The following is an 18262-nucleotide window of genomic DNA, read 5'->3' on the forward strand; positions in this document are numbered from 1 at the left end:
CCGCTTTCCCCTGTCCATTCGGGTACGTTGAAAATGAATGTTGAAGCTCTCGATCTGCTAGCCACGTCAGTTTTCCTGGTCAACGAGCGCGGCCACATCGAATACGCCAACGCAGCCGCCGAGGACCTTTTCGGCCGTTCGCGCAAGCAACTAGGCGGGCACTCAGCCGCCACCCTGTACGACAACCCTGAGAATATCCAGTCATCGATCGACCGCGCCGCGGGCGGCAGGTACGCCGACGTGAGGCAACTGGCCTCGTTGCGCCGCGCCACCGAATCCGTGGAAGTCTCGGTGACCACCGTGGGACTGACCGGCCAGCGCTGGCCGGTACTGATCGAAACGCGCGAAATCGAGCAACGCGTGCTGGCCGACCGCAACCACCGGCTGGTGGACGAGATCGAAGCCCACCGCGAACTGCTGCGCAATCTGGCGCATGAAGTCAAGAATCCCCTGGGCGGACTGCGCGGCGCCGCACAGTTGCTGGAGGCCGAGCTGCCCAGCGCGGCCCTGGCCGAGTACACCCAGGTCATCATTTCGGAAGCCGACCGCCTGCAGGCGCTGGTGGACCGCCTGAGCGGTCCGCAACGTGTGCCGCTCAATGCGCGGCCGGTGAACATCCATGAAATCTGCGAGCGCGTCTGCGCGCTGATCCAGGCCGAGTTCCGCAACGACGTCACGATCCAGCGCGACTACGACGCCTCGGTGCCGGACCTGAAGGGCGACGCCGCCCGCCTGATGCAGGCCGTGCTCAACGTTGCGCGCAATGCCGCGCAGGAGCTGGTGGCGCGTCCGCAAGGTCCGCAGACCGAACCCGGCGTGGTGACGCTGCGCACGCGTGTCGCGCGGCAGGTCATGCTGGCGCACCGTCAGCACCGCCTGGCGCTGGTGCTGTCCATCATCGACAACGGTCCTGGCGTGCCGGAACACATCCGCGACCGCATCTTCCACCCGCTGGTCACGGCCAGGGCGGGCGGCACCGGCCTGGGCCTGAGCCTGGCGCAGGACTTCGTGCAACAGCACGGCGGCATCATCGAATTTGAATCCCGACCGGGGCGCACCGAGTTTCGCCTGGTCCTCCCGATGGAGCCCGCAAACTGATGAAACCCGTATGGATCGTCGACGACGACCAGGCCATCCGCTGGGTCCTCGAAAAGGCCCTGGCCCGCGCTGGCGTCCCCACCCGCAGTTTTTCCCAATCGGCCGACGTGCTGGAGGCGCTTTCGCGTGAAACGCCCGTGGCGCTGGTGTCAGACATCCGCATGCCCGGCGGCAACGGCCTGGAGCTGTTGCGCCAACTGAAAGAGCGGCATCCCGGCCTGCCGGTCATCGTGATGACGGCGTTCGCCGACCTGGACAGCACCGTGTCCGCGTTCCAGGGCGGCGCGTTCGATTACCTGGCCAAGCCGTTCGACGTGAACGAGGCGGTCGCGCTGATCCAGCGCGCCATGCAGGAATCGGCGCAGCCCGAAAGTCCGGAGGGGCAGGGCGAGGCGTCCCAGAACAACGAGCGCTGGATGATGACGCAATCGTCGTCCACCGCCATGCAGGAAGTCTTTCGCGCGATCGGCCGGCTGGCCCAATCCAAGGTCACCGTCCTGATCACCGGCGAATCCGGCACCGGCAAAGAGCTGGTGGCCCGCGCGCTGCACGGCCACGGCGTGCGTGCCAGCGGACCGTTCGTGGCGCTGAACGCCGCGGCCATCCCGCGCGATCTGCTGGAAGCCGAACTCTTCGGCCACGAGCGCGGCGCCTTCACCGGCGCCAACAATCTGCGCCGCGGCCGCTTCGAAGAGGCGCACGGCGGCACCTTGTTCCTGGACGAAATCGGCGACATGCCGATCGAACTGCAGACGCGCCTGCTCCGTGTGCTGGCCGAGGGCAGCTTCTACCGCGTCGGCGGTGCGCAACCCGTGCGCGTGGACGTGCGCATCGTGGCCGCCACGCACCAGCCGCTGGAGCAGCGGGTCGAGCAGGGGTTGTTTCGCGAAGACCTGTTTCACCGCTTGAACGTGATCCGGCTGCGGCTGCCGCCGCTGCGAGAGCGCGTCGAGGACATTCCCGCGCTGGCCCAGCACTTCCTGACCGCCAGCGCGCGCACGCTGGGCGTGCCCGTCAAGCGGTTGACGCCCGAGGCGCTGGCCGTGCTGACCAAGTTCGACTTTCCCGGCAACGTGCGCCAGCTTGAAAACTTCTGCCATTGGCTGACCGTGATGGCGCCGGGCCAGACGGTGGACCGCGTGGACCTGCCGCCCGAGATCCGGGCCATGGAACACCAGCCGCAGCCAGGCGCGGCGCCCTTGCGGGCCGCCCCGCCCGCCGCGGGAGTGGGCACCGTGGTGCAAGCCGGCGCGTACGCCGAGCAAGCCGCAGGCGACGCCGCGCCGCGCAATTGGCAGGATTCGCTGCTGCGCGACGCGCAGTACCGGCTGGAGCGCGGCGAACCGGCCGTCATGGCGACGCTGACCCGCCAGTTTGAGAAGATCCTCTTGCAAAGCGCGCTGGACGCCAGCCGCGGGCGCCGGGTGGAAGCCGCCTCCCGTCTGGGGATCGGCCGCAACACCATCACGCGCAAGCTGCGCGAGCTGGGGATCGAAGACGAATAGCCGTGCGATGGGCCGGTCCGGTGGACCGGTCTATAGCCCGAGCAGGCTCTCGCAAAGGCGCGGGGACTTCAGCTTCTGCAGCCACCACTTCATGGCCTCGCCCGGCGGCTCCGCCCGCCAGGCGTAGGCAACGTGTTCCGTCAGGGACATGCCCTCATCCGTCTCACACACCACCAGCAGACCCTGCGCCAGGTAGGGCGCGGCCAGCGTCAGCGGCAGATAGCCGCAGCCCAGGCCGCGCACCTGCGCCTCGATCTTGGCCTGCATCGACGGCATCACCAGCGTCGGCTGATCCGACAGAATGCCGCGCGACTGCACGGGCAGGTTGCGTGACGTGTCGGCAATAACGACCGCGCAGTAGCGCGTGATGTCGGCGCGGCTAAGCGGCTGGGGCAGGGCGGCCAGCGGATGGTTCGCCGCCACGCAGAATCCGAATTGCATCACGCCGATCGCCTGCGAGCGATAGGGACCCGTCGGCTCGCCCGCCGCGCCCGCACCGATCACCAGGTCCGCGCGCCCCGAGGTCAGCGCATCCCAATTGCCGCTCAGGACTTCGGTGGAGAAACGGAGCGTCGTGGCGCTGCCCACCGCATGGAACTCATCGATCAGGTCATAGATGGGCCGCCACGGCAGCACCGCGCTGACCGCAATGCGCAGCTGCACCTCCCACCCCGTTGCGATGCGCTTGACCCGGCTGGCCAGTTCGTCCAGCGACTGCAGCAGATGCCGGCCGTCCTTGAGCAGCGCCTCGCCCGCTGGCGTCAAGAGCGCCCGATGCCCCGAGCGGTCAAACAGCAGCACGTCCAGGCCGTCTTCGAGCTTGCGGATGGAATACGTGACGGCGGAGGGCACCTTACCCAGTTCGCGCGCCGCCTTGGCGAAGCTGCCGTGGCGCGCGATGGCGTCGACGAGGACGAGGAGTTCGGGCGTGATGGGCTGCATGGAAGGGCGCCAAAAGTGGGGATTCAAAAAATTTGAATGAAGTCATCAAAATATAGCGCCAAAACCGGCGGTCAGGGCGCGCAGAATATCACTCATGCCGGGGTTGCAGACAAACGGCAAGGCGGAAAGCCCAGCCAAGACGCAGCCCTAACCATTCATATTATTGAAACAGGAGTTCACCATGCTTACGATCCGCCGCGCTGCTGAACGGGGTCACGCCAACCACGGATGGCTCGATTCGTTCCATACCTTCTCGTTTGCCAACTACTACGATCCGGCTCACATGGGCTTTGGCGCGCTGCGCGTCATCAACGACGACCGCATCGCCGCGGGCCGCGGCTTCGGCACGCACGGTCACCGGGACATGGAGATCATCACGTATGTCCTGGATGGCGCGATCGCTCACAAGGACAGCATGGGCAGCGGCTCGGAAATCCAGCCCGGCAACGTCCAGCGCATGAGCGCCGGCCGCGGCGTGATGCACTCGGAGTTCAACCCCCGCCCCGATGCCGAAACGCACATGCTGCAGATCTGGATCGAGCCGAACGTGACTGGCATTGCGCCGGAATACGAAGAGCGCGCCTTCAGCGATGCGCAAAAGCGTGGCCGTCTGCAAGCCCTGGTGTCGGGCGACGGCATCGACGGATCGATGAAGATCCATCAGGACGCGCGTCTGTACGCCGGTCTGTTCGATGGCGACGAGTCGGCCTCGCTGCCGCTGGCCGCCGGCCGCCGCGCCTGGGTCCATGTGGCCCGCGGCAGCGTGACCGTCAACGGCGCCGCGCTCAATGCCGGTGACGCCGTGGCGATCACCGACGCCGGCAGCGTCGAGCTGTCGGGCGGCAAGGACGCTGAAGTGCTGGTGTTCGACCTGGCCTGACGCCAACCGCCGGGCGGATCCTGGAATCCGCCCGGCTCACCCAATTACCCCCCATTACCTGCACCGAGGCCATTAAGATGGCCCCAGGCCAATCCATTGCGGAGCATTGCACCATGTCGACCCTGTCCCAAGCCGGCGAAAGCCAGATCGAAACCGTCGTGGTGCCGCGCACCAGCGACCTGGGCGGATTCTCCGTCCGCCGCGCCATCCCTTCCATGCAGCGCCGCAGCGTCGGTCCGTTCGTCTTCCTGGACCAGATGGGTCCGGCGGACTTCGACATCGGCACCGGCATCGACGTGCGGCCGCATCCGCATATCGGGCTGTCCACCGTCACCTACCTGTACGAAGGCTCCATGGTCCACCGCGACGGGGCAGGCAACACGCAAACCATCCTGCCCGGTGAAGTGAACTGGATGACCGCCGGCCGGGGAATCGTGCACTCCGAACGCTCCTCGCCGGAAAGCCGCCTCGCGCCGCAGCGGCTTTCGGGTCTGCAGATCTGGGTTGGCCTGCCCAAGGCGCACGAAGAAACCGATCCGGGTTTCGTGCATTACGGCCTGGATGCGCAGCCGGTGGTCGAAGGCGAGGGCGTGCGCGCCCAGGTCGTCGCCGGTTCGATGTTCGGCAAGACCTCGTCGGTCAAGACGCTGTCGCCGCTTTTCTACGGCGACCTGCAACTGCAACCGGGCGCCACGACGGTGCTGCCGGCCGAGCACGAAGAACGCGCGGCCTATCTGGCCAGTGGCACGGTGGAAATCGACGGCCAGGAATACGAGAGCGGTCGCCTGGTGGTGTTTGCCCCGGGCAAGCCGGTGCAGATCCGCGCCAAGACCGCCGCGCGCTTCGCGCTGCTGGGCGGCGAACCGCTCGACGGTCCGCGCTTCGTGTGGTGGAACTTCGTGTCCAGCAGCAAGGATCGGATCGAACAGGCCAAGCAGGATTGGCAACGCACGCGCTTCGATCAGATCGTGCCCGGCGACGAGACCGAATACATTCCGCTGCCGGAACCGCGCAACTGAGCGGGGCGGGATGACAATGCGTGAAGGGCGGCGCAATGCCGTCCGTGATCGTGTAACTTTTATTATTTAATTTTGAAGGTTACACTGTCGCCGGAGATCACCATGAACACCAGCCACGCACCCGAATTCCGACAACTGGGCGACCACGTCGCCCTGGACATGATCAACACCGTCGAGCAGAGCAGCGCCGGCCCCGTCGACCGATGGCAGTCGGATGCGGACGTGGCGGGCTGGCTGTCGCTAGCGGGTGTCGCCGCCGCGCAGGGCGCCGCGCCGTCCGGTTTGCTGGAAAGCGCGCGCGGCCTGCGCGAAACCGTCCGAGAGCTGGTCGCCCAGCGCAAGGCGCACGCACGGCTGGCGCTTTCCGCGCTGAATCGCGCACTGGCGGCGGGCGGCAGTCACCTCGAGCTTGCGCCGGCAGACGATGGCAGCCTGGTGGTGTCGCGCCGCTATCCCTCGCAGACGGCGGCGCAATGGCTGCTGCCGGTGGCAGAGGCGGCCGCCGATCTGCTGGCGCATGGCGACTTCGGCCTGGTACGCAAATGCGAAAGCGATGCGTGCTCGCTCTGGTTCTACGACCGTACGCGCTCGCACAAACGGCGCTGGTGCAGCATGGCGTTGTGCGGCAACCGCCACAAGGTGGCGGCATTCCGGCAGCGCGAGGCGGCGGACGCCAGCGCCAAGGCGAAATGACAATGATCGATGGTTTCCAGCCCGGCTCATGCCGGGCTTTTTCATGACCGCGCCAAATCAAGAGCGGGTAACTAGTAAAACTGATGTTGACAGGTTACGCGAAATGCGTAGACTGTGCCGTGAAGCTTCGAAACCCCCCATCGTCATTCTTTGCCCGAATACCGGAGATGCTCATGAACGCCCAGTCCGACCACACTGTCCATTACCGCCATGCGCAAGCCGACGGCCTGCGCTTTTTCTATCGCGAAGCCGGCGACCCGCAAGCGCCCGTGCTCCTGCTGCTGCATGGCTTTCCCACGTCGTCGCATCAGTTCCGCAATGTCATCCCGCAACTGGCCGCGCACTTTCGCGTCATCGCGCCCGATCTGCCCGGCTTTGGCTTCACCGAAGTCCCGGCCGAGCGCGGCTACCGCTACACCTTCGACAACCTGGCCAAGTCGCTGGAAGCGTTCGTGGACGAACTGGGGCTGACCCGCTACGCGATGTATTTCTTCGACTACGGCGCGCCGACCGGCTTGCGGCTTGCGGTGGCGCACCCCGAGCGCGTGACCGGCCTCGTGTCGCAGAACGGGAACGCGTATCTCGACGGCCTGGGCGACGCGTGGGCGCCCATCCGCGCCTACTGGAACGACCCGTCGCCCGCCAACCGCCAGACCATTCACGACGCCATCCTGAACTTCGAAGGCACCAAGTGGCAGTACGTGCACGGCGTGGCGGATCCGGACAGCGTCGCGCCCGAAGGCTATACGCTGGACGCGGCCCTGCTTGAACGGCCGGGCAACAAGGAAATCCAGCTCGACCTGTTTCTGGACTATGCGAACAACCTGACGCAATACCCCGCGTTCCAGGCGTTCTTCCGTCAGGCCCGGGTGCCGACGCTGGCAATCTGGGGGCGCAACGATCCGTTCTTCATTCCGCCGGGCGCCGAGGCCTATCGTCGCGACAATCCGGATGCCGTGGTTGAACTGCTGGACACCGGCCACTTCGCGCTGGAAACTCACGGCCATTACATCGCCCAGCGCATCATCGATGTGTTGGGGCGCTGACCGGCAAGGGCGGCACTATGGTTTCCCCGGCCGGATGTCACGGCAGGAGCCCGAATGACGCGCCACTTTGACGACCTGCAGCTGGGCAGCATCGAGATGTTCTGCCTGGCGGCGGAACTCAGCAGTTTTACCGCGGCCGCCAACGCCGCGGGTGTGACGCCGGCGGCCGTCAGCCGCAGCGTCTCGCGGCTGGAGGCGCGGCTGGGCATCCGGCTGTTCGTGCGCAGCACCCGGCATATCCGCCTGAGCGATGAAGGACGCGCCTACTTCGAGCAGGTGCGCCCGGCCATTGCGCAACTGGTCAACGCCGAACGCCAGGTGGGCGGGCAGGGCGCGGCGGGGCGCCTTCGCATCAGCTTGCCCACGCCCTATGCGCATTACCGCGTCCTGCCGCTGCTGCCCGCGTTTCGCGACAAGTATCCCAACGTGGACGTGCACGTCCACATCAGCAACCGCAATGTCGATTTTGCCGATGACGGCTATGACCTGTCGGTGCGCGGGCGCGCGCCCGACGACTCGGCGCTGATCGCGCGCAAGCTGGAGGATGCGGAGCTGGTGGTGGTCGGCGCGCCCGAGTACCTGCGCCGGCGCGGCACGCCGCAAGCGCTGGAGGATCTGACCGCGCACGATTGCATCCAGTTCGACCGGCCCAGCAGTGGCCGCCGCATTCCGTGGACGTTTCAGGTGGACGGCGAAGCGGTCGACATCGTGACCGACGGCGCCTATGGCACGGGCGAGGATGTGCTGGGCGGCGTGACATTGGCCCGGGCGGGCGCCGGGCTATTCCAGACGTATCGCTTCGTGGTCGAGGATGACCTGCGCAAGGGCAGGCTGACCGAAGTGCTGCAGCAACATGGCGGCAGCACCCGGCCGTTCGTGTTGCTGTACCCGCATGCCCGGCACGTATCGCGCCGGGTCCGGGCGTTTGTCGATTTTCTGGTCGACAAGCTGGCGGACTGAGCGAGGTCAGCGGCCTTTCAACTGGGCGATCACCACCAGGATCACTGCCGCGTTGCCCGGCTGCTGCGCAACCGAATTGGCGGTGCGCGCGAGGCCGGCCTTATCGCCGAGCACTCGCGCGAACAGGCCGGATGCGCCATCCAGCACGGTGGGCTGATCCAGAAAGCCCGGCGCGCTGGCCACATAGCCTTCGACACGGACAAGGTGGTCCAGCCGGTCGAAGCTGCCGGTGTGCTGGCGAATCTGCGCCAGCACGTTCAGCGCGGCAAGTTCGGCGGCCTGCCGGCCCTGATCGACAGTAAGCTCCGCGCCCACCCGGCCCTGCCACACCACGCGCCCGTCGCGCAGCGGCAATTGGCCCGAGATGAACAGCAGGTCGCCCGCCTGGCTGACGGCGGTGTATTGGCCCAGTGGCTGGGGGGCGGGCGGAAGGGTCAGGCCTAGGTCAGCCAGTCTGGCTTCAATGGTCATGGTGCTCTCTTGGCATTGGGACACCCGCCGCGCGGCGGGTGTCCGCTGGGGTTTGCTACCAGTGGCCGGCGGCGGCGCCGCCATCGACCGGAAGGATCGCGCCGGTGGTGTAGGCCGAATCGGTCAGGTAGGTCACCGCCCCGACAATGTCCTCCACCTTGCCCATGCGGCCGGCCGGCTGCAACGAATTCAGGAAGCCGAACGTGGCCGGATCGTGCATCGGCGTCTCGATGATGCCGGGCGCCACCGCGTTGACGCGGATGTTCCTGTCCGACAATTCGATCGCCAAGGCCCGTGTGGCGTGATTCAGGCCGCCCTTGATCAGCACGGGCAGCAGCGCGGGGACCCGGCTGCTGGGCTGCATGGCGATGCTGGCCGTGATGTTGACGATGTGACCCTCGCGGTTTTCGGACATATGCGCCGCCGCCTGCTGGGTGATGTGAAAGAAGCCCTTCAGGTTGGTGTCGATGATGCGGTCCAGGTCATCGTCGGTGTACTCGCCCAGCGGCTTGGGAATGAAGATCCCGGCGTTGTTGACCAGCACGTCGATGCGGCCGAACCGCTCGGTGGCCTGGCGCACGATGGCGCGGGCGGTGCTGGCAAGGGCGATGTCGCCGGCGACAGCCAGGAAGCGGTCGGGCAGGCCCAGTCCTTCGTGCGCCAGGCGCTCGGCAGCCGCATCCAATCCCTGCTGGCTGCGGGCGTTGCCCACCACGTTGTCGCCGCGGCGCAGGTATGCCTGCGCGAGGGCAAATCCGATTCCGCTGGACGCGCCCGTGATCACTACAGTCTTGTTCGACATTTCAATACTCCGGTTTGGCTTTTGCGATGCCTGCGCGCTCAGACAGTGAGACGAACTATAGGAGCGGGCGGCCAGGCAATAAACGCCCGTGGCGGAACATGAATTGATACTTGGCGGAACAAGCGCGGGCGTCGCCGCTGGGCGGCGGCGCCGTCCGGCGATAAGATGCGCTACCCGTGCATCAACAACAAACGGGAGGGAGACATCATGCGTTGCAATACCCATCATGCGCTGCGCGGATTGGCCGCGCTGGCGTTGATCCAATGCGCCATGCCGGCGCACGCCGCCGGCTATCCGGCCAAGCCCATCACCTTCATCGTGCCGTATACCGCCGGCGGGACCACCGATCTGGTCGCGCGCACGGCGGGACAGAAGGTGGCCGAGAAACTCGGGCAGCCTGTCATCGTCGAGAACCGTCCCGGGGCGGGCGGCAACATCGGGATGGATGCCGTGGCCAAGGCGGCGCCGGACGGCTACGTCATCGGCTTTGGCGCGATCTCGACGAATGCGCTCAATCCCTTCGTGTACCCGAAGATGCCGTTCGATCCGACCAAGGATTTCACGGGAATCAGCATGCTGGGCGCCTCGTCCGTGGTGCTGGAGGTGGGGCCGTCCGTAAAAGTGGACAGCGTCAAGGATCTGGTGGCCTACGCCAAGGCAAATCCCAACACGTCGTACGGCACGCCCGGCACGGGCACGTCCATGCACCTTGCGGGGGTGATGTTCGACCAGGTGACCGGGGCTGGCATGCAGCACGTGCCGTACAAGGGCAGCGCCCAGGCCTTGAACGATCTGCTGGGCGGGCACCTGCCGGTGATGTTCGACAACCTGCCCGCATCGCTGCCGCACATCAATGCGGGCAAGATCCGCGCCCTGGCGGTGACGGGCAGCAAGCGTGCGCCGGCATTGCCAAACGTGCCGACGCTGGCCGAACTGGGCTATTCAGGGGCGGTGGTGGATCCGTGGTTTGCGGTGTATGGGCCGGCCGGCATGTCGCCCGAGGTGACGCGCGCGTTGAGCGAAGCCTTCCAGGCGGCGCTCGCCATGCCGGACGTCAAGGACAAGCTTGAGAAGGCCGGCTTCATGCCCTATGGCTCGACCCCGCAGGAAGTCGAGCGTCTGACGCAAAGCCAGCATGTGGCCTTCAAGGCCTTGTCGCAGAAGGTGAAGCTGTCGGCGGACTGATCCGCCAGGCGCGGTCCCGGCACGGCTGGCGCCGGGGGCGCCGGGACCGCGGCTAGCGGCCGCGCGCCAGCGCCTGTTCGCGCTGCTCTTCAAGCGCCTCGCGGCGGATGAAGTCGCGCACGAAGGCGTCGGCCGGGTGATGGTGCAGGTTGTAGGGCGTGTCCCACTGCGCGATACGGCCCTTCGCCATCACCCCGATGCGGTCGGCGATCGCGAAGGCTTCGGCCTGGTTGTGCGTGACCAGGATCGCGGTGTGGCCCGTGGTCTTCAGGATCTCGCGCACCTCGAAGGCCAGACGCTCGCGCGTGTCCACGTCCAGGTTCGAAAACGGTTCGTCCAGCAGCAGCAGGTCGGGCGACGGCGCCAGCGCGCGCGCCAATGCCACGCGTTGCTGCTGGCCGCCGGAGATCTCGTGGGGATAGCTGCTGGCGGCATGCGCCAGGCCGACGAGTTCCAGCATTTCCTCGACGCGGCGGGCGCGATCCTGCCGCGACAGCTTGCGCAGTCCGAACGCCACATTCAGGCCGACGGTCAGGTGGGGAAATAGCGCGTAGTCCTGGAACATCATGCCCACGCGGCGCAGTTCGGGCGCAACCTGTTCGGTGGGCGATGAGATGACCGTGCCGTCCAGCAGGATGCGGCCGGCTCGCACCGGCTCGAAGCCGGCAATGGCGCGCAGCACGGTGGTCTTGCCGCAGCCGGATTCGCCCAGCAGGCAGCCGATGTGGCCGGCGGGCAGGCCCAGCGACAAGTCCTGCACGATCGGCTTGACGCCCGCGGGCGTCTCGTAGGCGAGGGAGATATGGTCGATTTCTAACAGATCGGGCACGATGTCAATGTCCCATTTTCAGATTGGTGCGCGCCAGCAGGATGACCGGCAGCAGGCCAGCCAGGACAATGGCCAGCGCGGCCACGGCGCCTTCTTCGTACGTGCCGCGCGCGGCTTCCGCGTACAGCCACGTGGCAAGGGTGTCGAAATTCATGGGGCGCAGCAGCAGGGTGGCGGGCAGTTCCTTCATGGCGTCCACGAACACCAGCAGCGCGCTGGCCGCCAGCGCCGGACGCAGCAGGGGCAAATGGACGCGGCGCAGGGTGCCGGCCGACGTTTCGCCCAGCAGGCGCGAGGCCTGCTCGAGCGACGGCGGGATGCGCGCCAGCCCGGCTTCCACCGCCCCGGTCGAAATCGCCAGGAAGCGGATGGCGTAGGCGCAGACCAGCGCGCCCATCGAGCCCATCAGCAACAGGCCCGTGCCGCCGAAGACGCGCGCGACGGCGGTGTCGATCCACACGAACGGGGTGAGAAGACCAATGGCCAGCACGGTGCCGGGCACCGCGTAGCCCAGGCTGGCGACGCGGGCGCACGCGCGGCCCGGGTTGAACCCGGCGCTTTCGCGAAGGCTGCGGCCCGCCCACGCAACGATCAGGCCGCACAGCAGGGTGACGACCGTGGCGCTGGACGCGACGATGAGGGTGTTGGTCAGGCCGCCGATCAACTGGTCCGATACGCCGCCCACCAGATGCAGGCGCTTGTAGGTTTCCACGACCAGATACAGCGCCGGCGCGGCGAAGCCCACCAGCACCGGAATCCAGCCCAGCACGGCCGCCACCGCGGCAGCGGCGCCCCGCAGCCGGCGCGGCTGCATCGGACGCATGCGCTGCGTGTTGGCATAGCGCTGCCGCTTGCGGCCGTGGCGTTCCAGCAGGATCAGCCCGATGACGATCGCCAGCATGGTCAGCGCAATCTGCGCCGCGCCGGCCAGGTCCGAACGGGTCACCCAGGTGGTGTAGACGGAGACGGTCAGCGTTTGCACGCCGAGAAATTCGGAGGCCCCGATATCGTTCAGCGTTTCGAGCAGGGCCAGGCTCACGCCCACCACGATCGCGGGACGGGCAAGGGGCAGGGCGACGCGGCAGAACACCGCCACACGGCCCGCGCCCAACGTCCGGGCCGCTTCAAGCAGGCCGGCCGCCTGCGTCATGAACATGACGCGGGTGCTCAGGTAGACGTAGGGATACAGCACGAAGCCCAGCACGAAGATGGCGCCGTAGATGGAGCGCAAATCGGGCAGTCGGAACTCGCGCGGGCTGTCGTAGCCCAGCAGGGCGCGGATCGCCGACTGGATGGGGCCGATGGGATGCAGCAGATCCAGGTAGGCGAACGCAATGATGTAGGTCGGCACGGCCAGGGGCAGCAACAGCGCCCAGGTCAGCATCCGGCGCGTCGGAAATTCGTAGGCGGTCACCAGCCAGGCGGCCCCGGTGCCCAGCAACGTCACGACGATACCCACGCCGGCCAGCAGCATCACCGTGTTCGCCATCGCCTGCGGCAGCACATAGCTGGCCAGGTGCTGCCAGTGCCCAAGGCTGCCGCCCAGCGCCCACCAGCCCAGCGTCAAGACCGGCGCAAGCACCGCCAACGCGATCAGGCCGGCGCCAACCAGCCAGCCGGTTCCGCGTTCAGACCAGCGCAGCCGCAGCGGCCTGGGCAAGGATTCTGTATACATGCTTCAAAGTCGGTTGCATCAAAGGCAAGGCCTGTTCCCCCCAAAAAGCGGGAACAGGCCCTACGCGCGGCCCCGGTTCAGGGGCACGCGCGTGTCGTTGCCGTGGTCACGCGCTGCACGCCGGCAGCGCGGTGCGGCAGCTTATCAGTTATCGAAGCCGACCTTGTCCACCAGTTCGCTGGCTTGCTTGCGATGCTTGGCGATCTCGGTCAGGGGCAGGGGATCGACCTTCAGTTCACCGAAGCTTGCGATCACCGGGTCCAGCTTCACGCCCTTGCGGACGGGATACTCGTAATTGGCCTGGGCGTACATGGCCTGGGCGGGTTCGGACACCAGGAAGTCCAGCAGCTTGACGGCGTTGGCCTTGTTGGGGGCGTGCGCCGCGACCGCCGCGCCGCTGACGTTCACGTGCGTGCCGCCGCTCTTGGCGTTGGCGAACGTCGGGCGGATGACCTTGATGGCGTCGCCCCACTTGCGGGCGTCGGTGCCGGGCTCGGCGTTCTTCATGTGGCCCACGTAGTAGGCGTTGGCCAGGCCGATGTCGCAAATGCCGCCCAGGATGTCGCGCGCCACGTCGCGATCGCCGCCGGCGGCCTTGCGGGCCAGGTTGGCCTTGACGCCGCGCAGCCACTTTTCGGTGGCTTCGGCGCCGTCATGCGCGATCATGGAGGCGACCAGCGCGGTGTTGTAGGGGTGCTGGCCCGAGCGGATGCAGACCTTGCCCTTCCACTTGGGGTCGGCCAGGTCTTCGTAGCGGAACGCTTCGAGCTTCAGGTCCTTTTCGACGTACAACACGCGGTCGCGCAACGACAGGGCATACCATTTGCCATCGGCGCCGCGCAGGTTGGCGGGAATGACCGAATTGAGCGTGTCGGACTTGACGGCTTGCGTCACTCCGCCGTCCACCAGGTCGAGCAGGTTGCCGATGTCCACGGTCATCAGCACGTCGGCGGGCGACTTGGCGCCTTCGGCCTTCACGCGCTCGAGCAGGCCGTCCTTGACGAAGACGGTGTTCACCTTGATGTCGCTTTCCTTGGTGAAGGCATCCAGCAGCGGCTGGATCAGCTTGGGTTCCCGGGTGGTGTACAGGCTGACTTCCTCGGCGGCGTTGGCCGACACGGTGAAGGCGGCGGCGCCAGCCAGCGCGAGCGCGCGCAGCAGCGAATTCAATTGGGGACGATTGATCATGAGGGGAACTCCAGCTAGGGCCGAAACGAATTTTTTGCCGCGCGCCTGCTGCGCTCAGGAAGGCGCCGCCACGCAAAGCAGTCTGCTAACGAAAATGATTATCAAAAGAGAGAGCGACAATAACAGGAAGCATTGCGCCGTTCAACTGCTCGTAAGCCGTCCCTGCAAGACGTTGATCCCCGTCAACTTGGAATAAGGGTATTACGGAATAATGAGAGCAGTTATCAACGAGACCTTGTAGAATAGGGACAACCCTAATGCCGACCGCGGCCTTTTTTTGCGGCTCGGAATGACCTTCGCGGCGCAGCCGGGCCCCGTCCGACCACCGTCCGCCCTTACTGAATACGACATGGCTGCTTTCAACACAGAGCGCGTACTTAGCGTGCACCACTGGAACGACACCCTGTTTTCCTTCACCACGACGCGTGACGCGGCCTTGCGGTTCCACAATGGCCACTTCGTGATGATCGGCCTCGAAGTCGAAGGCAAGCCGCTGCTGCGGGCCTACAGCATCGCCAGCGCCAACTACGAAGAAAACCTCGAATTCCTCAGCATCAAGGTGCAGAACGGCCCGCTCACTTCGCGCCTGCAGCATCTGAAAGAGGGCGACACCATTCTCGTCAGCCGCAAGCCCGTCGGCACGCTGGTCGTCGACGACCTCAAGCCCGGCAAGCATCTGTTCCTGTTCGGCACCGGCACCGGCCTGGCGCCCTTCATGAGCATCATCAAGGACCCGGACGTCTACGAACGCTTCGACAAGGTCATTCTGGTGCACGGCGTGCGCTGGGTCAGCGAACTGGCCTACGCCGACTACATCGAGAACGAACTGCCGAACAACGAATTCTTCGGCGATATCGTGCGCGACAAGCTGGTGTACTACCCCACCGTCACGCGCGAGCCTTTCCGCAATCAAGGCCGCATCACCGAACTGCTTGAAAACGGCAAGCTCTGCGCCGACATCGGCATTCCGCAGATCAACCCCGAAACCGATCGCGCCATGATCTGCGGCAGCCCGCACATGCTGGCCGACATCAGCGCCATGCTCGACAGCCGCGGCTTCACGGTGTCGCCGGGCGTGGGCCAGCCGGGCGACTATGTCGTCGAACGCGCCTTCGTGGACAAATAAGCCAGACCGCTTCCGTTCGCGGCTTCAACAAACAACCCATCGCACATCGCGATGGGTTGTTTGTTTTGGCGTGAAGCGGCAACGCCACGCCTGGCGTGAATCATTCGGGCTGAATGCCTGCCTTCTTGATGATCTCGCCCCACTTCTTGGACTCGGCTTGCTGGAACGTGGCCAGTTCCTCGGGCGACGAACTGGCGGCGTCCGTGCCGGTCTGTGCGTAGAACTGTTGGGCGGCCTTGGCCTTGGTGGCATTGACCAGCAGTTCGTTCAGGCGCTTGACCACGTCGGGCGGCGTGCCGGCCGGCGCGTAGGCAGCAAACCAGTAGCCCATTTCGTAGCCGGGCACGCCGGCTTCCGCGATGGTGGGCACGTCGGGCGCCAGCGGCGAGCGGGCCTTGCCCGTGACGCCCAGCGCACGAAGCTTGCCGGACTTGACCTGCGGCAGACCCGTGGCCGTGTCGGTGATCATCATGTCGATCTGGCCGCCCAGCAGGTCGGTAACCGCGAGCGGGTTGCTCTTGTACGGCACGTGCAGCAGTTGCACATTGGCCATCTGCTGCAACAGCTCGCCGGCGATGCGGCTGCTGGAGCTGCCGCTGCCAAAGCTCAGCTTGCCCGGCGACTGCTTGGCCTGCGCCAGGAAGTCGCCCACCGTCTTGGCGGACGAACTGGGGTTGACCACCATGATCTGCCCACCCTTGCCCAGCAGTGTGAGGGGCGCGAAATCCTTGACGGGATCGTAGGTCAGCGACTTGTACAGGTGCTCGTTGGCCGCGTGCGTGGTGTTGGTGGTGATGAGCACGGTATAGCCATCGGGCGTTGCGCGGGCGCCGGCGGCCGCGCCGATCATGGCGCTGGCGCCGGGCTTGTTCTCGATCACGACCGCCTGTCCGGTCTGCTCGGTGACGCCCTGGCCGATGGCCCGGCCGATCTGGTCGGTCGCGCTGCCGGCCGCGAACGGCACGATGAAAGTGATGGGCTTGGCGGGAAATTGCGCCATGGCCGAAAAGGGCAGGGCGGCGGCCAGCAGCAGGGCCAGCCGGCCCTTGGTAGTGATGCGCATGTATGTCTCCTGTGGTGTTTTTTTATCGGAACTGAAATCAGGCGGCCGCGGGGCGGTCGCCGGGTATGTCTGGCAGCCGGCTCGCCAGCTCGGGGCTGACCTCCACCGTCATGTCCAGCAATCTGAAAGACAGGCTCTTGCCATGGGTGTCCAGGTTCAGCGCGTCGTTGACGCCGCCATCCAGCACACCCTCCAGCACGAAGTTCATGGCATTGAGCATCGGCAGCGCATAACGCGTCACGCGTTTCGGGTGGCGGTAGGCGAACCATTGCGCCACGCGCGATTCAGTCACTTGCGCGGTCAGCACGTCAAAGCATTCGGGGTCCCAGGCGATGAGGCTCAGGTTCGAGATATCGCCCTTGTCCCCGGAGCGGCTGTGAGCCAGCCGGTACAGCGGCACGGCGAGCAGAGTCTGGTTCATGGCGCGATCTCCTCCAGGAAGGTCCAGCCGCTCTTTACGGCCTCGCGGGGAATGGTGCAGGACATCATGTTCAGGCGCGGGCGCAGGGCGGTGCGCACGCCGCCGCCGCCCGCCGGTCCGCAGGTATAAAGCGCGGTCACTTCGCGCAGCACGCGTTCGGCTTGTGCGCGGTCGGCGTTTTCAGTGGCCAGCCGCAGCCGCACGTCGCGGGAATGGCTATCGGCAAGCGCGCGGCGCATCTCGCCGGCGTCGTCGCCCAGGATACTGATGGCGCCGATCAGATCCGCCCGCAGCTTGAAATCCGCGCCCAGGCGCTTCTGGACGATGTCGGCCGCCAACCGGGCGCGCGCCTCGGCCTGCACGCCTGCGTACGAGATTTCCGCTTCGGCCAGCCAGCCGCCGCGATAGCAGACGTTTACCTTCAGTTCCGCCGGCCGCGCGTGGCCGGTAATGCCATGAACCGCGACCCGATTGCCGCCCAGCTCGACCACGTGCGCCTGGCTCAGGTCAGCCACCACGTCGGGCGTCAGGTAGCGCGCCGGATCGTGCACTTCATAAAGCAGTTGTTCCTTGACCGTGCGCGCATCGACCGCGCCGCCCGTGCCGTCGGCCTTGCCGATCACGAACTCGCCGTCGGCCTGGATCTCCGCGATCGGGAAACCGGCCGCGTGCACGTCGGGAACCTCTTTCAGGCCCGGGACGCAAAAGTAGCCGCCGGTGACCTGAAGCCCGCATTCCAGCATGTGGCCCGCCATGGTGGCGCGGCCCAACCGCGGCCAGTCGGCCGGATCCCAGCCGAAATGCGCCAGCGCCGGGCCGAGCGTCAGCGAAGGGTCCGCCACGCGGCCGGCCACCACGATCTGCGCGCCGGCGGCCAGCGCCTCGGCGATCTCGGTGGCGCCCAGGTAAGCGGTGGCGCTGACGATGTCCAGGCCGCCCAGCGCGGCACCCAGGCGCTGCGCCAGCAGGTCGCGGTGTTCGGCGCCATTGAGCGCGTCGCCGTGCACCACCGCGATACGCGGCACGGGCAGGCCCTGTTCGCGCGCCAGTTCGGCGATGCGCCGCGCCGCGGCGGGCGGATTGGCCGCGCCGAAATTGCTGACGATGTTGATGCCGTGGCGCAGGCAATCGGCCAGGATCGGCCCCACCAGCTCGTCCAGCAGCGGTTCATAGCCGCGGTTCGGGTCGTCGTTGCGAGCCAGCTGCGCCAGCGCCAGCGTGCGTTCGGCCAGCGTCTCGAAGATCAGCGTGCCGCCGCCTTGGGCGGCCAGGGTGCGGACCACGGCCGCGGCGCCATCGCTGCGGTCGCCGGAAAATCCGGAGGCGCAGCCGATGAGCAAGGGAGTTTGAGACATGAGC

Annotated in this window: 18 protein-coding genes; 9 read left to right on the forward strand and 9 right to left on the reverse strand. The window is 66.6% G+C overall.

The window, feature by feature from the left end:
• The first annotated feature begins 33 nt into the window (after positions 1–33).
• Both glnL and ntrC read left to right on the forward strand, forming a co-directional pair.
• Complete coding sequence (gene glnL / locus ASD87_RS04125) at positions 34–1098, forward strand: nitrogen regulation protein NR(II) (RefSeq protein ID WP_056317491.1); 1065 nt, start codon at positions 34–36, stop codon at positions 1096–1098.
• Complete coding sequence (gene ntrC, locus ASD87_RS04130) at positions 1098–2603, forward strand: nitrogen regulation protein NR(I) (protein ID WP_056317494.1); 1506 nt, start codon at positions 1098–1100, stop codon at positions 2601–2603. The genes glnL and ntrC overlap by 1 nt, the downstream gene beginning before the upstream one ends.
• Before the next feature lie 30 nt (positions 2604–2633).
• Here the strand turns inward: ntrC and ASD87_RS04135 are convergent, their stop codons facing one another.
• Complete coding sequence (locus ASD87_RS04135) at positions 2634–3545, reverse strand: LysR family transcriptional regulator (RefSeq protein ID WP_056317499.1); 912 nt, start codon at positions 3543–3545, stop codon at positions 2634–2636.
• Between the two features lie 181 nt (positions 3546–3726).
• Between ASD87_RS04135 and ASD87_RS04140 the strand changes: the two genes are divergently transcribed.
• The 5 genes from ASD87_RS04140 (at position 3727) to ASD87_RS04160 (ending at position 8143) form a co-directional block, all read left to right on the forward strand.
• A complete protein-coding gene (locus ASD87_RS04140) occupies positions 3727–4425 on the forward strand; it encodes a pirin family protein (protein ID WP_056317502.1) in 699 nt (232 codons plus the stop codon).
• Between the two features lie 113 nt (positions 4426–4538).
• On the forward strand, positions 4539–5444 hold the full coding sequence (locus ASD87_RS04145) for a pirin family protein (protein WP_056317505.1): 906 nt from the start codon (positions 4539–4541) through the stop codon (positions 5442–5444).
• Positions 5445–5546: 102 nt separating this feature from the next.
• A complete protein-coding gene (locus tag ASD87_RS04150; RefSeq protein ID WP_056317508.1) occupies positions 5547–6137 on the forward strand; it encodes an ABATE domain-containing protein in 591 nt (196 codons plus the stop codon).
• Between the two features lie 173 nt (positions 6138–6310).
• Entirely contained in the window at positions 6311–7183 is an 873-nt protein-coding gene (locus ASD87_RS04155) for an alpha/beta fold hydrolase (protein WP_142055386.1), read from the forward strand.
• Between the two features lie 54 nt (positions 7184–7237).
• Positions 7238–8143: a LysR family transcriptional regulator gene (locus ASD87_RS04160; protein ID WP_056317512.1), complete on the forward strand. Its 906-nt coding sequence runs from the start codon at positions 7238–7240 to the stop codon at positions 8141–8143.
• A 6-nt stretch (positions 8144–8149) separates the two neighbouring features.
• Here the strand turns inward: ASD87_RS04160 and ASD87_RS04165 are convergent, their stop codons facing one another.
• Positions 8150–8614: a RidA family protein gene (locus tag ASD87_RS04165; RefSeq protein WP_056317515.1), complete on the reverse strand. Its 465-nt coding sequence runs from the start codon at positions 8612–8614 to the stop codon at positions 8150–8152.
• A 55-nt stretch (positions 8615–8669) separates the two neighbouring features.
• Positions 8670–9416: an SDR family NAD(P)-dependent oxidoreductase gene (locus ASD87_RS04170; protein ID WP_056317518.1), complete on the reverse strand. Its 747-nt coding sequence runs from the start codon at positions 9414–9416 to the stop codon at positions 8670–8672.
• 207 nt (positions 9417–9623) lie between these two features.
• Here ASD87_RS04170 and ASD87_RS04175 point away from each other — a divergent pair, with 207 nt between their 5' ends.
• Entirely contained in the window at positions 9624–10601 is a 978-nt protein-coding gene (locus ASD87_RS04175; protein ID WP_056318727.1) for a tripartite tricarboxylate transporter substrate binding protein, read from the forward strand.
• A 52-nt stretch (positions 10602–10653) separates the two neighbouring features.
• Here ASD87_RS04175 and ASD87_RS04180 read toward each other — a convergent pair whose 3' ends face one another.
• The 3 genes from ASD87_RS04180 to ASD87_RS04190 all read right to left on the reverse strand — a co-directional run bounded on the left by ASD87_RS04180 (position 10654) and on the right by ASD87_RS04190 (position 14293).
• Complete coding sequence (locus ASD87_RS04180) at positions 10654–11430, reverse strand: ABC transporter ATP-binding protein (RefSeq protein WP_056317520.1); 777 nt, start codon at positions 11428–11430, stop codon at positions 10654–10656.
• A gap of 4 nt (positions 11431–11434) precedes the next feature.
• On the reverse strand, positions 11435–13105 hold the full coding sequence (locus ASD87_RS04185) for an iron ABC transporter permease (protein WP_056317523.1): 1671 nt from the start codon (positions 13103–13105) through the stop codon (positions 11435–11437).
• A 144-nt stretch (positions 13106–13249) separates the two neighbouring features.
• Positions 13250–14293: a Fe(3+) ABC transporter substrate-binding protein gene (locus tag ASD87_RS04190; RefSeq protein ID WP_056317526.1), complete on the reverse strand. Its 1044-nt coding sequence runs from the start codon at positions 14291–14293 to the stop codon at positions 13250–13252.
• 349 nt (positions 14294–14642) lie between these two features.
• On the opposite strand from ASD87_RS04190, the gene ASD87_RS04195 reads away from it, so the two are divergent.
• Positions 14643–15419, forward strand: a complete 777-nt coding sequence (locus ASD87_RS04195) for a ferredoxin--NADP reductase (RefSeq protein WP_056317527.1) — start codon at positions 14643–14645, stop codon at positions 15417–15419.
• 100 nt (positions 15420–15519) lie between these two features.
• On the opposite strand, the gene ASD87_RS04200 is transcribed toward ASD87_RS04195, so the two are convergent.
• From ASD87_RS04200 to ASD87_RS04210, 3 genes are read right to left on the reverse strand one after another with little or no spacing between them, the layout of a single operon-like run.
• Positions 15520–16482, reverse strand: a complete 963-nt coding sequence (locus ASD87_RS04200; RefSeq protein WP_056317529.1) for a tripartite tricarboxylate transporter substrate binding protein — start codon at positions 16480–16482, stop codon at positions 15520–15522.
• Positions 16483–16519: 37 nt separating this feature from the next.
• Positions 16520–16903 (reverse strand): hypothetical protein, encoded by a 384-nt coding sequence (locus ASD87_RS04205; protein WP_056317531.1) that lies wholly within the window; start codon positions 16901–16903, stop codon positions 16520–16522.
• Positions 16900–18258, reverse strand: coding sequence for an acyclic terpene utilization AtuA family protein (locus ASD87_RS04210; protein ID WP_056317534.1), 1359 nt, complete (start codon positions 18256–18258; stop codon positions 16900–16902). Before ASD87_RS04210 ends, ASD87_RS04205 begins: the two co-directional genes overlap by 4 nt.
• Between the last annotated feature and the right edge of the window lie 4 nt (positions 18259–18262).

Source organism: Achromobacter sp. Root170 (genome assembly GCF_001428165.1).
Taxonomy (GTDB): Bacteria; Pseudomonadota; Gammaproteobacteria; order Burkholderiales; family Burkholderiaceae_B; genus Achromobacter; species Achromobacter mucicolens.

What these genes read in the sequence shown, in the direction of transcription:
- ASD87_RS04135 (WP_056317499.1), bottom strand. Translation starts at nt 3,545, where the DNA reads ATGCAGCCCATCACGCCCGAACTCCTCGTCCTCGTCGACGCCATCGCG.
- ASD87_RS04190 (WP_056317526.1), bottom strand. Translation starts at nt 14,293, where the DNA reads ATGATCAATCGTCCCCAATTGAATTCGCTGCTGCGCGCGCTCGCGCTG.
- ASD87_RS04185 (WP_056317523.1), bottom strand. Translation starts at nt 13,105, where the DNA reads ATGTATACAGAATCCTTGCCCAGGCCGCTGCGGCTGCGCTGGTCTGAA.
- ASD87_RS04205 (WP_056317531.1), bottom strand. Translation starts at nt 16,903, where the DNA reads ATGAACCAGACTCTGCTCGCCGTGCCGCTGTACCGGCTGGCTCACAGC.
- ASD87_RS04170 (WP_056317518.1), bottom strand. Translation starts at nt 9,416, where the DNA reads ATGTCGAACAAGACTGTAGTGATCACGGGCGCGTCCAGCGGAATCGGA.
- ASD87_RS04140 (WP_056317502.1), top strand. Translation starts at nt 3,727, where the DNA reads ATGCTTACGATCCGCCGCGCTGCTGAACGGGGTCACGCCAACCACGGA.
- ASD87_RS04165 (WP_056317515.1), bottom strand. Translation starts at nt 8,614, where the DNA reads ATGACCATTGAAGCCAGACTGGCTGACCTAGGCCTGACCCTTCCGCCC.
- ASD87_RS04145 (WP_056317505.1), top strand. Translation starts at nt 4,539, where the DNA reads ATGTCGACCCTGTCCCAAGCCGGCGAAAGCCAGATCGAAACCGTCGTG.
- ASD87_RS04155 (WP_142055386.1), top strand. Translation starts at nt 6,311, where the DNA reads ATGAACGCCCAGTCCGACCACACTGTCCATTACCGCCATGCGCAAGCC.
- ASD87_RS04200 (WP_056317529.1), bottom strand. Translation starts at nt 16,482, where the DNA reads ATGCGCATCACTACCAAGGGCCGGCTGGCCCTGCTGCTGGCCGCCGCC.
- ASD87_RS04150 (WP_056317508.1), top strand. Translation starts at nt 5,547, where the DNA reads ATGAACACCAGCCACGCACCCGAATTCCGACAACTGGGCGACCACGTC.
- ntrC (WP_056317494.1), top strand. Translation starts at nt 1,098, where the DNA reads ATGAAACCCGTATGGATCGTCGACGACGACCAGGCCATCCGCTGGGTC.
- ASD87_RS04210 (WP_056317534.1), bottom strand. Translation starts at nt 18,258, where the DNA reads ATGTCTCAAACTCCCTTGCTCATCGGCTGCGCCTCCGGATTTTCCGGC.
- glnL (WP_056317491.1), top strand. Translation starts at nt 34, where the DNA reads ATGAATGTTGAAGCTCTCGATCTGCTAGCCACGTCAGTTTTCCTGGTC.
- ASD87_RS04195 (WP_056317527.1), top strand. Translation starts at nt 14,643, where the DNA reads ATGGCTGCTTTCAACACAGAGCGCGTACTTAGCGTGCACCACTGGAAC.
- ASD87_RS04175 (WP_056318727.1), top strand. Translation starts at nt 9,624, where the DNA reads ATGCGTTGCAATACCCATCATGCGCTGCGCGGATTGGCCGCGCTGGCG.
- ASD87_RS04160 (WP_056317512.1), top strand. Translation starts at nt 7,238, where the DNA reads ATGACGCGCCACTTTGACGACCTGCAGCTGGGCAGCATCGAGATGTTC.